The organism is Alicyclobacillus shizuokensis NBRC 103103 (genome assembly GCF_001552255.1).
Lineage (GTDB): Bacteria > Bacillota > Bacilli > Alicyclobacillales > Alicyclobacillaceae > Alicyclobacillus_G > Alicyclobacillus_G shizuokensis.
In genome coordinates this window covers 36872-50200 of sequence record NZ_BCQV01000008.1, presented here as the reverse complement: position 1 = coordinate 50200, position 13329 = coordinate 36872, and the positions used below count along the sequence as shown (strand labels likewise).

The 13329-nt window shown below is 63.4% G+C and carries 11 protein-coding genes; 4 read left to right on the top strand and 7 right to left on the bottom strand.

The genetic code is table 11. The features are described 5' to 3' along the window. The first annotated feature begins 198 nt into the window (after positions 1 to 198). Complete coding sequence (locus ASH01S_RS04800; RefSeq protein WP_067924431.1) at positions 199 to 2685, top strand: YfhO family protein; 2487 nt, start codon at positions 199 to 201, stop codon at positions 2683 to 2685. A 106-nt stretch (positions 2686 to 2791) separates the two neighbouring features. Here ASH01S_RS04800 and ASH01S_RS04795 read toward each other — a convergent pair whose 3' ends face one another. From ASH01S_RS04795 to ASH01S_RS04785, 3 genes are all read right to left on the bottom strand, one after another. Continuing rightward, the gene (locus ASH01S_RS04795) at positions 2792 to 3997 is read right to left on the bottom strand and encodes a S1C family serine protease (RefSeq protein WP_245628926.1); all 1206 of its coding nucleotides are present in this window, start codon (positions 3995 to 3997) and stop codon (positions 2792 to 2794) included. Between the two features lie 74 nt (positions 3998 to 4071). Continuing rightward, positions 4072 to 6186, bottom strand: a complete 2115-nt coding sequence (locus tag ASH01S_RS19000) for a dynamin family protein (protein WP_067924428.1) — start codon at positions 6184 to 6186, stop codon at positions 4072 to 4074. Then, complete coding sequence (locus ASH01S_RS04785; protein WP_067924426.1) at positions 6183 to 7745, bottom strand: dynamin family protein; 1563 nt, start codon at positions 7743 to 7745, stop codon at positions 6183 to 6185. Before ASH01S_RS04785 ends, ASH01S_RS19000 begins: the two co-directional genes overlap by 4 nt. 191 nt (positions 7746 to 7936) lie before the next feature. Between ASH01S_RS04785 and ASH01S_RS04780 the strand changes: the two genes are divergently transcribed. Together ASH01S_RS04780 and ASH01S_RS04775 are read left to right on the top strand one after the other, a co-directional pair. Further along, the gene (locus ASH01S_RS04780; protein WP_067924423.1) at positions 7937 to 8290 is read left to right on the top strand and encodes a hypothetical protein; all 354 of its coding nucleotides are present in this window, start codon (positions 7937 to 7939) and stop codon (positions 8288 to 8290) included. Positions 8291 to 8417: 127 nt separating this feature from the next. Further along, the gene (locus tag ASH01S_RS04775; protein ID WP_245628925.1) at positions 8418 to 9470 is read left to right on the top strand and encodes a tetraprenyl-beta-curcumene synthase family protein; all 1053 of its coding nucleotides are present in this window, start codon (positions 8418 to 8420) and stop codon (positions 9468 to 9470) included. On the opposite strand, the gene folB is transcribed toward ASH01S_RS04775, so the two are convergent. Both folB and ASH01S_RS04765 read right to left on the bottom strand, forming a co-directional pair. Continuing rightward, positions 9467 to 9835: a dihydroneopterin aldolase gene (gene folB / locus ASH01S_RS04770; protein WP_067924420.1), complete on the bottom strand. Its 369-nt coding sequence runs from the start codon at positions 9833 to 9835 to the stop codon at positions 9467 to 9469. The genes ASH01S_RS04775 and folB overlap by 4 nt on opposite strands. After that, the gene (locus ASH01S_RS04765) at positions 9828 to 10673 is read right to left on the bottom strand and encodes a glycosyltransferase family 2 protein (protein WP_169794184.1); all 846 of its coding nucleotides are present in this window, start codon (positions 10671 to 10673) and stop codon (positions 9828 to 9830) included. The genes folB and ASH01S_RS04765 overlap by 8 nt, the downstream gene beginning before the upstream one ends. Positions 10674 to 10854: 181 nt before the next feature. Here ASH01S_RS04765 and ASH01S_RS04760 point away from each other — a divergent pair, with 181 nt between their 5' ends. Continuing rightward, complete coding sequence (locus tag ASH01S_RS04760; protein WP_067924414.1) at positions 10855 to 11307, top strand: OsmC family protein; 453 nt, start codon at positions 10855 to 10857, stop codon at positions 11305 to 11307. On the opposite strand, the gene ASH01S_RS04755 is transcribed toward ASH01S_RS04760, so the two are convergent. After that, positions 11304 to 12203 (bottom strand): YihY/virulence factor BrkB family protein, encoded by a 900-nt coding sequence (locus ASH01S_RS04755; protein WP_245628927.1) that lies wholly within the window; start codon positions 12201 to 12203, stop codon positions 11304 to 11306. The two genes, ASH01S_RS04760 and ASH01S_RS04755, sit on opposite strands and share 4 nt — an antisense overlap. Beyond that, the gene (locus ASH01S_RS04750) at positions 12203 to 13225 is read right to left on the bottom strand and encodes an RluA family pseudouridine synthase (RefSeq protein WP_067924410.1); all 1023 of its coding nucleotides are present in this window, start codon (positions 13223 to 13225) and stop codon (positions 12203 to 12205) included. Before ASH01S_RS04750 ends, ASH01S_RS04755 begins: the two co-directional genes overlap by 1 nt. Positions 13226 to 13329: the final 104 nt, after the last annotated feature.

Sequence of the window (13329 nt, the reverse complement as noted above, 5' to 3'; positions counted from 1 at the left end):
CCCCCCCCGAGGCGCTGGCGCCGCTCCGGCGGTGGAGCAACCCACCGCTCCACTGCCTGGGCCTGTTGGGATTTGCGGCGGTTCGGCGCGGCCCTTACGTTCCAAAGGAACAAGACCCGCTGATTGGAAGGGACTGGACAATGCCCCCCCGTCTCTTGGTAAGATAGGTCCCAGAGTGCACAGCAAAGGGGGCCAACCATGAAGACGACGCTTGCGCGCACACGTCGGCATGGTCCTGCCATCCTGCTCGTGCTCGCGGGCGTGCTGCTGGCGTTTCCGAACTGGGCTACATCGGGACAACCGGCGCTGGACGACCTCAGCCACCTGAACGCGCCGCAGCGTCTGTTCTTGGCCTGGGCGTATGAACACCTTCAGGTTCCGCTGTGGAATCCCTTCAGCTTTGCCGGTCAACCGTTCTTGGCCGCCGGCCAGTCAGGACCACTCTACCTCCCCAACGTGATCTATCTGCTGCTGCCGATGGCCAAGGCGCTGGAGTTATCCACTCTCATGCACGCCGCGCTGTGCGCTGTCGGCATGTATGCCCTCGCCTACGACCTGACCCGGCGGCGCCTGCCATCGGTCGCCGGCGCTTTGTGCTTTGCCGCCTGCGGCTTCTTTGTCGGACATCAGGTGCACACGCAAATGTTCGACGCCTTGGCCTTTCTTCCACTGGTGACGCTCTTGCAGCGGTGGCTCTGGCGCCAGCCCACCGCCGTCCATGTCGTCGCCTTGGCTGCTACTCTCGCCCTGGAGGTCTACGCGGGCCATCCGCAGATGGTGTTCTACACCGCCATCGTGCTGTTCATCGACGCCGCGTGTCATCTTCGCCCCTATCGCCGCCAGGTCTGGCTGGCGTGGCTGAGCGCTTTGACGCTTGCGGCCATGCTGTCGGCGCCCCAATGGGCCAACACCCTGGACCTTGTGCTGTACTCAGATCGCGTCCACGCTGGGGCGTCCTTCCTGCTCCAAGGCTCGTTGTCGCCGTGGGCCTTCTTGCAATGGATAGCACCGGATACGGCCGGCGGGGGCTGGAGTGGGACCCGTTTTTCGGCCGTCGCGTTCGAGCGCGTGTACGGCCTGCAGTTTTGGGAGAGTTGGTGTACCATTGGACTGGTTGGCTTCCTGTTCGCTCTGGCCGCCGTCTGGGCCGGTTGGCGCCAGGGCATGTACGTGCCCGAGTGGACGGTGGGAGCCGTTGTCACCGGCCTGCTGGCCTTGGGTGAAAACGGCCCCTTCTTCTGGGCGCTCACCCACCTGCCCGGGTTCGATTTGTTCCGCATCCCCGCCCGCTACATCGGCCTCACAGATTTTTATCTCAGCCTTTTATGCGCCGTGGGTCTGACCCTCTGGCAATCGCCTGCGCACCGCCCCGAGCTTCGGCGCGCCTTGCGCTGCGTGTGCCTCGTCTGCACCGGCGCGCTGATCGCCGGGCGCCTGGCAGGTCCGCTGGGCCAGGCGCCCGTGTTGTCCGTGCTGACACCGCTGGCTACGCTGCTCGCCATCGCCGGATTCACGTGCTTGACGATCTCGTTGGCGCGCGCCGCGTCCCTGGTTGCGGCCGGTACCGCCGTGCTGCACGCCGGTTTGACGGCCACCGTAGTCAACGCCAAGAAGGCCCCGTACACCTCTCCGAGCCCCATCGTCACCTGGTTGGTGCGCCACACGTCGAGTTCCGTTGCCTTCCCACGCATCGCGTCCCTCGGAACGACCGATGTGGAACTAGACGAGGGGTTGCCCTACCGACTGCCCATGGTCAACGGCTACGACTCCCTGGAGCCCGCATGGTACTCCGAGCGTGTCGACCTGACTTGGACGGACACCGTGTTCTTGAGCCAACCCAGGACGCTGGCCGACAGCCTGGGCGTGCGCTACATCGTCGCCCCGTCCGGTTACACCCCGTTCCAAACGGAAAACCCTGGTCGTCCGGCCCAGTGGTCCGGCGCCCTGCCCGTCCTGCCTGCGGGTGCCAAATCATTGGCCATAGAGCTGCAGCGCCCGCCCCATGTGACAACCGGCCCCTGGATAGAAGAGACCTGGCTGTCGGTGACCCTGACCGCCTCAGGTCGGTCCAAGACATATTGGATTCGCGGTCTGCCCGCATCGGAATACCTGATAGACCTACCGCGCGATTGGCCGCGCAACGTGCGCACAAAGGTATCCGTCGTCAACCAATCATGGGACGCCAATGTGCCCCTCGATTCGCTGATCGTCCTGGGGCGCGGACGAGCGCCCATCCGGAAGAACGTCGGTGTCACGCTGTCTCCGCAACCATGGACACCTGTGTTCAGTGCGCACGGCCAGACCGTCTGGCGGAACCCAGATCCCCTGGCGCCGGCGTGGTTTGCCCAACACCCAGGCTGGTACCCTGGATGGCAGGCGGAAGCGGCACACCGCGTCGGGTGGAGTCTCAATCAACAAGTGTGGCGGGTCAACGCTCCGTCGGCCGGCTGGTTTGTCCTCTCGCAAATGTTCGATCCGAACTGGCATGCGACGGTGGATGGACGGTCGGCGTCCATCAAGCGTGTGGACGGTGTGCTCACTGCGGTCAAGGTGGGCTCGGGCCGCCACCTCATCGTCCTCACCTACCGCCCGCTCGTGTGGCGGCCGAGCCTGGCGTCAGCGGCAGTCGGCCTGCTCATTTCCGGCTTGTCCATCGGGATAGCGAGCGCGCGCAGACGGCACTGAGAACTTGACCCCTGCCAACGGCAGGGACCTTGCGAGGAGCAGGCGTGATACCGAGCTTATGCTATGGGCCATCCGAGAGCCATGAAAACCGTCGGCTCCGGGAGGTTCACTGTTTACTGCTCGGCCATGTGCCCAACGTGACCGGGACAGTCAGGGAACGGTGGCCGCGGATGACGCCCAGGTTCACTTTCGTCCCGACTTTATACTGAGAGATGGCGGTTGTCAGGTCCGCCACGGAGCCAACGGATTTGCCGTTCACAGACACAATGATGTCGCCGTCCCCTTTCGGTTTCTTGCTCGGGTTGGCGCTCGTGTCCCCGTGGATGCCGGCTTTCGCCGCCGGTCCTCCCCTGGTCACCTGCATCACCAGCACGCCGGTGGCGACCGGAAGGTGGAACTGAGCTTGCACGGTCGGATCGATATCGAGGGCGCTGATGCCGAGCCATGGGTGCTGCACCGGTTGGCCGGACAACAAGCGCGGTAGCACCTGCCGCAGGCGGTCAATCGGGATCGCAAACCCCACTCCGACCGAGCCCTCCACCGGACTCTCAATGGCTGTGTTGATGCCGATAACATCCCCGTTGGCATTGAGCAACGGTCCGCCCGAATTGCCCGGGTTGAGCGCGGCGTCCGTCTGCACCAGGCCGCTCAACACGTGCCCATCCTCGGTCGGCATGGACCTATCGAGCCCGCTGACGATTCCTGCGGTAACGCTGCTGGTCAGTTGGAACGGATTCCCAATCGCCACCACCAACTGGCCTGGCTGTAGATTCTCGGCCGAGCCCAGCGGCAGCGGCCGCAGGCCGGAGATTCCGCTCACACGGACTACCGCCAGGTCGTCTAAGGCATCGGTTCCTATCACGACGCCTTTGTACGTCCTCTTGCCTATCGTCACAGCAACCATTTTTTGTCCGTTGACCACGTGGTTGTTGGTCGCGAAATCTCCTTGCTCATCGATGAGAAACCCAGTGCCCACATCCGCCTGCGGCTGGGACTTGCTTGCTTTGGATTGTATGGAGGTGATGGTCACAACGCTGTCGCGGGCGTTGTCGTAGATGCGGGTCACCACATTCGCTTCTCCCGCTTCGGGTGGCAGGTACTGTGTTCCCCCGTTCGATCCGCCCGCCTGATTCCCCATCTGTGTGGATGGCGCGGCCCCGTCGCCATCACCGACGCGACTGCTCACAATCCAAAAGCCGGCCGTGGCAACTCCCACGACATAGGCTGCCAACAGGCTGGCAGCAAACCAGCCCCAGCGACGGCGACGGCGAGGCGATTCCCAATCGTCAAACCCATCCCATGATCCCGACACGTGTATCCCTCCTGCGCTCATCATACCGTAAACGGCCGGGATCGGAAAATGGTCCAGCGGTCAGCCGGGACCGTTCATGCGTCCGCCGCATGCTGAGCCGCGAGCGTGCGCCGCAAATCGTCCGCCAGGCGTTCCCACACCTCCAGCGGCTCTCGCTCCGTCCGCGAATCGTCGGCTGTGAACGGCGAGTTGTTGAGTACAGCAGCCACCAGGGCCCGGTACTGGCGCTTGATCACCAGCACGGCGGCGTCGGTCATCGGGCCGGTCAAAGCAGCCAGATCCTCCCGCACCGCATCGGCCGCCGCCTCGGCCATCCCTTGGCGCATCGCGTCTTGCCCGCCGCCCTCGAAAAACGATTTGGCCGATTGAAAACCCTTCAGATACGGTGTCAGCGGTGCGGCATCCAACCGAGACCGGTACGCTTGGTCAGCCAGGGACAGAGGCGCCGCGTCCGGCAGCCCGTCCGCCACATCGGCGCGGCCAACGGCCTCCAAGTCCCTGGCCAGCGCCGCCCGCTCTTGCGAGTACAATTGCTGTGCATAGGTTCCCAGCCGCAGGGCCAGGGTGCGGCACTCCATCTCCACCTGCCGCCGCAGCGATTCCACCAGTTCGTGCAAGGCGGCCTGCAGGGCATCGGACGCTCGGGTGGGACCCTGAAAGCGACCGGGGTAGAACGCCTCGCGGAACAATTGAGTGAAACGAAAGCGAATCCGTTCGCCTGCATGGAACACCAGTTCCTTCGCTTCTTGGCGCAGACTGCGGGATGGCTCGTCCTGGTCTGCATCCAGCGCCTCGCCCATACGCTCCACCTCTTCCCAAATGGCCCGCCGCCGCGCCGCGAGCTCCTGACGGTCGTGTTCCGACGCCGCCTCCGCCGCTCTCACTTGCTCAATGCGGGCCACCACCCGGGACTGCAGACTCTGTAGCGTACGGACGACGGCGTCTGCAGCCACCTGCTGCGCCTGTGTGGTCAAAAAGCCGCTCAGGTCCCGCTCCAAGGTGGACACCCCGGATTGCTCAAGCAGCGTGGATGCGTCCGGTATCGTAGCCTCGGCCAGTCCCAGGCGGGTGCGCAAGAGCTCGACGATGGCCGGATTGTCCGGCTGCCGCTGCAGTTGGCGGGCCGCAAAGGCGAGTTGGCTGGATACCTCGTAGATGCGAAGCTGACGGATGCCCAACTGACGCAGCTCGCTCAGCACCCGCTCGCGCACCGCCTGTCGTTCTTCCTCGGACTGAGCCAAGTCCACGGCGTTGATGACCACGAACAGCTTGTCCGCGCCCACCAAGTCCTGGACCTCAGCCAGCTGCAGGAGAAAGTCTTTCTCGGCGCGGGATAACGCGTGCGTATAATACAAGACGAACACGATGGCGTCCGCCTGCCGCATGTATTGAAAGGCGACATCGGTATGGCGCCTGTGTACCGAGTCCACTCCCGGGGTGTCCACCCACACGAACCCACGCGGCAGCCGCCCTTCCAGCAATGCCGATGGCTGCCACAACTGCAGCCGCTGAACAAAGCAGGCGTACCGTTCCTCCGCGCACAGGCGGCTCGCATCGGCTGCCGGCATGGTCCATGTGCGGCCCAACCGGTCAGCCAGTTCTTCATAACCGGCGGCAAACGCCTTGAGGAATGATAACGTCTTGCGGCGGCCGCTCGGCACGTCCTTCGGCTTGAGCGACTTCGCCAGCTGGGCCGCCTCCGCCAGCCCATCGGCCCGGCGTTGGAGGGCGGCCAAAGCCAGCGATACGTCCTCCCACATCTGTGCCGCCGTCTTGGCCTGAACCCGGGCCATCGCCCCTCCCTCCGCCTCCCCTTGGGCAGGGGCGGCCGACGCCGGCGCGCCCAGATCCCCGGCAACTTGGCCATCGCCTTCCGGGCGAGCGTCTCCAGACGCCGGGACAAGACGCAACTCCGTAATCGCCGCCGTGGTTGGGTTGGGTGAAACGACCAGCACAGGCTCTCCCAAGACCGCATTGATCAGGCTCGATTTGCCGGTGGAAAAAGCGCCGAACACGGCCACCAGTTGCTCCTCCCGCCGTAGACGCCCCTCGAGGTCAAACAGCTCCCGACGCCATCCTTCAGTGTAGGGGAGGCGGGATAGGCGCTCGGCAAGCGAGGCGATCATGCGTTGCAGCACGGCCGATGTTGTGTCCGGCGCAGACCAGGTTGAGTTATGGCTATCACTCATACGCGAATTCGCACCTCCGCATCAGGGTGTGAGACCGTGTCGGAAGCGGAGGCCAGAGCGTCTTCAACGGGCTCGCTCTGAGCCGCAGCTTCGGGCGCATCGTCCAACAGGCGGCGCAGCTCGCGGGCCGTCTCGGCGCGCTTTGCGCCCAGCGCCTGCCATGCCTCCAAGACAGCTGTCTTCTCCGCCAGCGTCTCAGCTTGACGCTGCAAATCCTGGACATCATCGTTCAGTTTGGCGACAGCCGCCTGTTGCCACCGCTCCACCAACGCCTTGACTTGGGCGCGCACGTCCGCCCGGAGCGCCCCCACCACATCTTTCACATACTGGTACGGGTACTGGTTTGAGACGAGCGCACCTTGGCGAACCAACTGGCGCAGCCAGCCGTCCTCAATGGACATGTGCAGGTTATCCACCGCGGCCTTGGCCTCGTCGTCCGCCCACTGAGCCGCGGCGGCAAACTCGCGCAGGTGACTCTGCACCGACCACAACAGGTACTTCTCGGACCGCTCGGTCAAATCGGCGCGAAAAGCGGCTAGCCGCCGTTGGCGCTCCGCTGCTGTACGCTCCGCGCTGCGCAGCCAGCCGACGCGAAAATCGGGCCGCAGGCTCTCGACAAACAGCCGTCCCTTTTCCGTGGTCTCGTAGGGAGCCACCTGTGCCAGTTCAATCTCACGCAACAACCGGGATAGGAACTGCTCAAACGTCTCGTCCAGAGCATCTCGTTGCTCTTGGATTTTCTGTTGGACCTGGGAGAGCTGCAAGCGCAGCTGTGTCAGCCGAACCGGGACGTCCACCTCGCGCAGGACATCCACCTCGGGCGGCAATTCCAACACTTTCCGCACATCCATTGCCTGTTGCTGCTGGATGGCGCCGTACTTCCAGTCCAGGTGCTCCTCTATCAGTTCGAGCGCCCGCTGCGTCAGTTGCGACGGTCCTGCGCCGTCAGCCAATTCCGCCAGCCAGCGCTGCAAATCCTCCATCTGATTGGACGGATGACTGCGGGAACTGACAAAAAACAAGCGATCATACTCGATTTCCCAATCCGTCAAGGTGGTTTGTATTCGTTCCACGAACGTTGCGAACGGGATCTCCCACTCCAGGTGCTTGTCGATTTGATTGACAATCAGCGCCAGACGCTTGCCGCTGCCGGAAAACTGATACGCCCATTCCAGGTTGGCGTCGCTCTCGACGTGTTGGTAGTCCATCACCAGGCACACCACGTCGGCCTGATACAGCGCCGCTTGCGTGGCCTGTTGATGTGCGTCGTCCGTCGAATCAATGCCTGGCGTGTCCAGCAGCCGCACACGTCCGTCCGTGCCCGGCAGCTCCACCCCAGTCACCTGGGCGGTCGTGGGCACCGCGCCTGTGGCCAAGGCGGCACTGCCGCACAGGTGATTGATGAGACTCGACTTGCCCGCGGAAAACAATCCCACGAAGGCAATCACCACCTGCTCCGGCGCCTCCGCCCGGGCTGCCAACTGGCCCAATTTCTCTGCCGTGGCGACGTCCCCGGCCGCTTCCACGCGAGCACGCAGCCTTTGCATTCCTCTGGTCATCGGCTTCTCCTCCACTTCAACTCCTTCAAGGTATCACAGGTCGCCCTAGCGTGCCATGGAAACACCCGTCTGCTGCGCAATGCGCGGCCACGGACAACCGTCCGGCCATCCCCCGCCGCCCGCGCATACCCTGATGCAGATGCGTTGGTGCAGCTAACCATGTGGTGATGCTGGGAGGGGGGTGCGCTCCCATGCGCTTGGACACACTGGTCAAGGTCGGGTCTTTGGCGTTCGAGGTGGCACAGGACGAACGGGTGCGGGAAATGCTGACCATGATGTACAACGGCGCCAAGCGGCGCGGCCTGATGGCGCCAGCAACCGGTCTGCCGAGCGGACAGCAGTCCTCAACCAAAACGTCGACACCGAGTGAACACCATCCTGTGACATTCGGCCATGCCACGCCCAATCAGACCGCGCCTGTGCACGCCCGGCCTGATTGGGAACCACCGTGGCCCGCCCTCAACACGTCGCGCTGGCTCAATCCCCAGACCGCGCGCCGGGCCGCCGATGCAGCCCTCCGCATCGGCCGCATGCTGATGCAATAAGCAGAGGAGTGAAGGCTTTGCAGGCAGCGCAGACAGAAATCGGATCAGCACCGGAATCTTGGGGCATCCTAAGCTGTGCGTCTGAAAGACCGGCGCCTCGAGATGGGCGCCGTACGACAATCGGGGGGTGCCCTTCCTGCAAGTCCTGGCTGAAACGAGTCCCCGCTTCCTGTATCAGTTGTTCTCGCACATCCTACCGCGGGCCCGGCGGGAGATCCTGCACTGGACCGACAGCGCGCTCGCCATCCCGGACGCGCAGTTACGCAGGCAAGCGCTGGCCAGCCTGTGCGATAAACGGTTTCACGCCGACGGCGGCTGCGTGTACGCGGCGCTGGCCCCCAGCGGACCTGCCGACCTGGTCCGTCTCATCGTGGCCCTGCAGACCATCAGCGACTACTTGGACAACCTGTGCGACCGCACGGGAGAGTGGGACGAAGACCGTTTCACGGCGCTCCACCAAGCCATGCGCGACGCCGTTGTGCTAGGCGCCCCGGTGCGCGCATATTACAGCCAGAGAGAAGACGACGGCGGATACCTCCAGGCACTCGTCCGCACCTGCCAGCGGGAGATAGAGCGCCTGCCCGGCTACCATGTGGCCCAGCACCACATCGTGTGGCTGGTGAATCGCTACTGCGAACTGCAGCAATACAAGCACATCAATCCCAATCTGCGCCGGCAGCGCCTGATGGACTGGTTCAGCCAGCATCAGAGACGTTATCCCGAAGTACATTGGTGGGAGTTTGGCGCCGCGGCCGGATCCACCCTGGGGGTCTTTGCGCTGTTTGCGGCGGCGCAGCGCCCCATCACGAAGGCCACGGCTCAATCCTTGTTTGACAGCTATTTCCCATGGGTGTGCGGGCTGCACATTCTGCTCGACTACTGGATTGACCTGGCGGAAGACGACGAGCACGGCGATTTCAACTTTGTCGCCTGCTACCCGTCCTGGCCGGAGGCTTACGCCAGGCTGCGACGCTTCGTGCGAGAGAGCCATCAATCGACGCGCCGCATCGGCGGACGCCTGCACCAGCACATCGTCTGTGGGCTGCTCGCGATGTACTTGTCCGACGCCAAAGCCCGCCAGAATCCCGTCGTGCGCCCGCTGCGCCGCCTTATCCTTCTGTCCGGTCCGCGCACGTGGATGTTTTACGGCGCCTGCCAGTTGTATCGCCGCGTCCGTTAAGACTGGGCGCGGGTGCGCACAATGCACACCGTTACGGAGTCGAAGACACCTGGAATGGGCGCTCCCGGTTTTTCCACCTCCACACGCACCTTGCATACGCGTCGGTACCGCTCGAGAATGCGCTGGGCAATACGCTCGGCCACGCTTTCAATCAGGCGCGCCGGTGGCCCTTCCACTACCTGTTTGACGTCGCCGTACACAGCCGCATAGTCCACCGTCTCCGCTATCATGTCGGACCGGCCGGCCGCCTTGAGGTCGAGCGAGAGCACCAGATTCACCGTAAACCGCTGCCCCAATTTGCGCTCCTCCGCCAGCGCGCCGTGATAACCGTAGAAATGCATGCCTGTCAGGCGGATTTCATCCATTGAATCCCTCTCCCGTCACCGCTTCACCCGTGTCCCAAAGCCCCGGATCTCCATCCCAGAGGATGCGCGTCTCGGCCCGGTACGGCGCCAGGTCGGGCTGGTCCAGCATCAGACGAAAGTTCATCGTCGGCAGCTCGCCCAAGCCATGTTTGTCAGTCAGCGCCGTCAAGTACGGGCGCATGCTGTCCGGGTGAGAGGATGCCTGGCCGCCGTCGGCATCCAACCCGTACAACACCGTGGCCATCGGGACCCGCAAGGGCCTCGATAGCGTGCTCAGGCGCAGCCAAAAATCCCAATCCCAATAATGGCCCATCGATTCGTCCAGCCCTCCCAGCCGCAGATGGGCGCTCTTCTTGTACAAAATGGTCGAAGGAAGCAACGGATTGTACCGGCGTAAGAGTAGATCCGCACGCTTCCAGGCAAACGGAAAGCGCCCGCCGATTTCGATCCGGCCATCTCGGCGGCGCACCTCAACCAGCTCGGCATCGGTATGCGCCCACGCGGCGTCACTGGCCTTCAGCAGCGACCACAAAGAGGACAGGTGGTTGGGCAGCCAGCGGTCGTCGTCATCGCAAAAGGCGATGAACTCGCCACGTGCGGCCGTGATGGCCAGGTGGCGTGCGTAAACCTGCCCGCGGTGCCGGGCCAGGTCGTGAAACCAGAAGTGAATGTGTGGATTCTTACGTTGGACCTGTTCAACCACCGGAGCGACGCTGACGCCGCCGTCGTTGACCACGCACACCTGCACAGATGTCGCCACGGTTTGGCGGGCAATCGCGCGCAGGCAAGCCCGCAGATGGGGCAGCCGATTGCGTGTGGCAATCACGACACTGATCAAAGGATATCCCAACTTTCCGACAGGATGGGCGTGAGACGCGTCCAATCGACACCACTGTGCCCATCATACACGATCTCGCGTGCTTCTCGTATCCAGGCATGGAAATTGCTCGTAAAGCGCGGTAGAATTCATATAGAACATTCAATATATTTAGGCTCAAAGCCAAGGGGAGAAATGCACGGTGACCGAACGACTCACCTATACAGTCTCAGGACAGTGGTCTGGCGACAGAGACGGCGTCGGTGCGCTGCGGCTTGGCGACGAGACGACGGCGCAATTTAGCATGCCGAGAAACCTGGGCGGCTGCGGAATCGGCACCAATCCCGAAGAACTGCTCCTATCCGCGGCGGCCAGCTGCTACCTGCTGACCCTCGCCATCCTGCTGCGAAATCGCCAGATCCCCTATCATCGGATTGAGGTGGAGAGCACAGGGTATGTGGAGAATGAGGGCGGGCTACGTTACGACCGCATCGTTCACCTGCCGACGGTCTACGTGTCCGATTTGCGGGACGAGCAGCGCATCCTGCAGCTGGCGGAACACGCGGAATTAACCTGCATGGTGTCCTCCGCCTTGCGCGGCAACGTGCGGGTGGGCGTCCGCCCGCGGGTGGTCTGTGGGGCCGCCAGCCGCTAGCGGCGTTCATCCTCGTCCGCCTGCAGTTCGTCGTTGATAGCCTGTAAGGTGGCCGACACCTCGGCCCCAAACAACATCGCCAAACTGGCCAAATACATCCACAGAATGACGAGCATGACCACCGTCAGCGTACCGTAGATCAGCTGGTACATGACCAGGTGAGAGGCGTACCAGGTGAACACGGCGCGGCCCGCGTCCACCGCCACGGTCGTCACCAAAGCCCCGGGCACCAGGTAGACAAAGTGCCCTTGTCGGGACGGCAGGTAGCGGTAGACAACCAGACAACCCACGAACAAGGAGAGCGGAAACAGAATCCGTGAGACGCCGTGCACCATCTTTACCCAGTCTAAGAACGCGGCGTGTTTGACCAGCGCGTACTTGACGGGCGGTGTCAGCGCCATCACAACCTCCGAGCCCAGGGTGAGCAGCAGCAATATCAGCAACATGGCAAAGGCAATCAAACGACGCTTGACAAACGAGCGCTGCTGCGAATTCCAGACCACGTCCAACGCCTGTTGGACAGCGATGAAGCCACTGGTGGCCGACCAGGTGAGAATGATGGCGCTGACGATGCCGACATTCACCCCGACCCGCGTCAGGTGCGGCAAATTGCTGGTGATGTAATCGCGCGGCCAGGCCGGGAAGTACGGCGCGACAAACAGCTCAATCACTCTGTCCACCTGCAGGTGCGGCAGCAACAGGCTCGCCCCGTAGATGACCAACAACAGCAGCGGAAACAGCGAGAAGAAGGCGTAAAAGGCAATCACCGCCGCGAGCGAGGCGATATCATGCTGGGCCACGGACAGTACCAGGCGCCATAGAAAGCGGCCCACAATCTTGTGAAACGCGGGCGACGCCGGAGAACTGGCGGTTTCTTCGCCGAAGCGCCAAAACATCACGATTCGATTCCCCTTGCGGTGCCGCGTGGGATGGAGGGCCACTCGTCATCCCCCCTCTTCGCGCCCGCCATCTCTGCCATAGTCCGCGCAAACCACTGTAGGACGCCCTGCCAGGACGCCGGCAGGTCTACACGGACGGTCACTTGCTCACCTGTGTACGGGTGGGGCAACGCCAACCGGGCCGCGTGCAGCGCGATTCCGCTTGACTCGTTCCTCCATCCCAGCACCCGGTGGCCGCCGTACAGCGTGTCGCCGACAATAGGACAACCAAGATGATTCAGGTGAACGCGGATCTGGTGCGTGCGCCCGGTCTGCAGCCGGCACTCAAGCAAGGAAAACGTGTGCCCGCGCTGGGAGTGTTCCCCCAATACCCAGTACTCAGTCGACGCCGGTTTGCCGCTCCGTGTGACGCGATACTTGCCCGCCACATGCCGGTCCCGTCCAATGCGGAGTTCAATCCGGCCTTGACGCTGCGGCAGTCGCCCATGCACCAGCGCCAGGTACGTTCGTTCAATGCGCCTCTCCGCCAAGGCCCGGTCGAGAGCGCGCGCCGCGTAGGCGTGCGCTGCGTACAGGACGCAGCCGCTGGTACCTTCGTCCAATCGATGCACGTGCCGCACTTTGCGCTCCAAGCCTTGCGCGTACAGCCAGTGCGCCACCCGGTGCGCCAACGTGTCCCTATCTTCCGCTCCGCCAGGATGGATGAGGATTCCCGGGGGCTTATTGACGACAAACAGATGGTCATCCGCATGCAGCACCTCGGCCATCGGAACCGCCCCCCAATCATCGACCCCGTATGGCTCCACCACGCCGCCGGTGAGGCGTAATTTGCTCTTGCCGACGAGGTCGGTCGGCGTCGCCGGGACAGCGCCTAGCAGCACCCGCTGCTGATGAAACAGGGTGCGGACAAATCCCTCGGGCAGGGCGAGGGCCGTGGTCAGCAGGCGGGCCACCTCACTGCCGAGGGCACGCCGATCCGGTTGAATGAGGAGCATATCGCCTTGCACCTGGACGTTCAACCGCAAGCCCCCTCTCCACCGCAGCGGTCGAGATAACCGGAAAAAAGCGGTGCGCAAGCACCGCTCTCTCTCCCGTATCCAGCATGGCCAAAACAAAAGCCCCC

What these genes read in the sequence shown, in the direction of transcription:
- ASH01S_RS19000 (WP_067924428.1), bottom strand. Translation starts at nt 6,186, where the DNA reads ATGAGTGATAGCCATAACTCAACCTGGTCTGCGCCGGACACAACATCG.
- ASH01S_RS04780 (WP_067924423.1), top strand. Translation starts at nt 7,937, where the DNA reads ATGCGCTTGGACACACTGGTCAAGGTCGGGTCTTTGGCGTTCGAGGTG.
- ASH01S_RS04785 (WP_067924426.1), bottom strand. Translation starts at nt 7,745, where the DNA reads ATGACCAGAGGAATGCAAAGGCTGCGTGCTCGCGTGGAAGCGGCCGGG.
- ASH01S_RS04755 (WP_245628927.1), bottom strand. Translation starts at nt 12,203, where the DNA reads ATGTTTTGGCGCTTCGGCGAAGAAACCGCCAGTTCTCCGGCGTCGCCC.
- folB (WP_067924420.1), bottom strand. Translation starts at nt 9,835, where the DNA reads ATGGATGAAATCCGCCTGACAGGCATGCATTTCTACGGTTATCACGGC.
- ASH01S_RS04800 (WP_067924431.1), top strand. Translation starts at nt 199, where the DNA reads ATGAAGACGACGCTTGCGCGCACACGTCGGCATGGTCCTGCCATCCTG.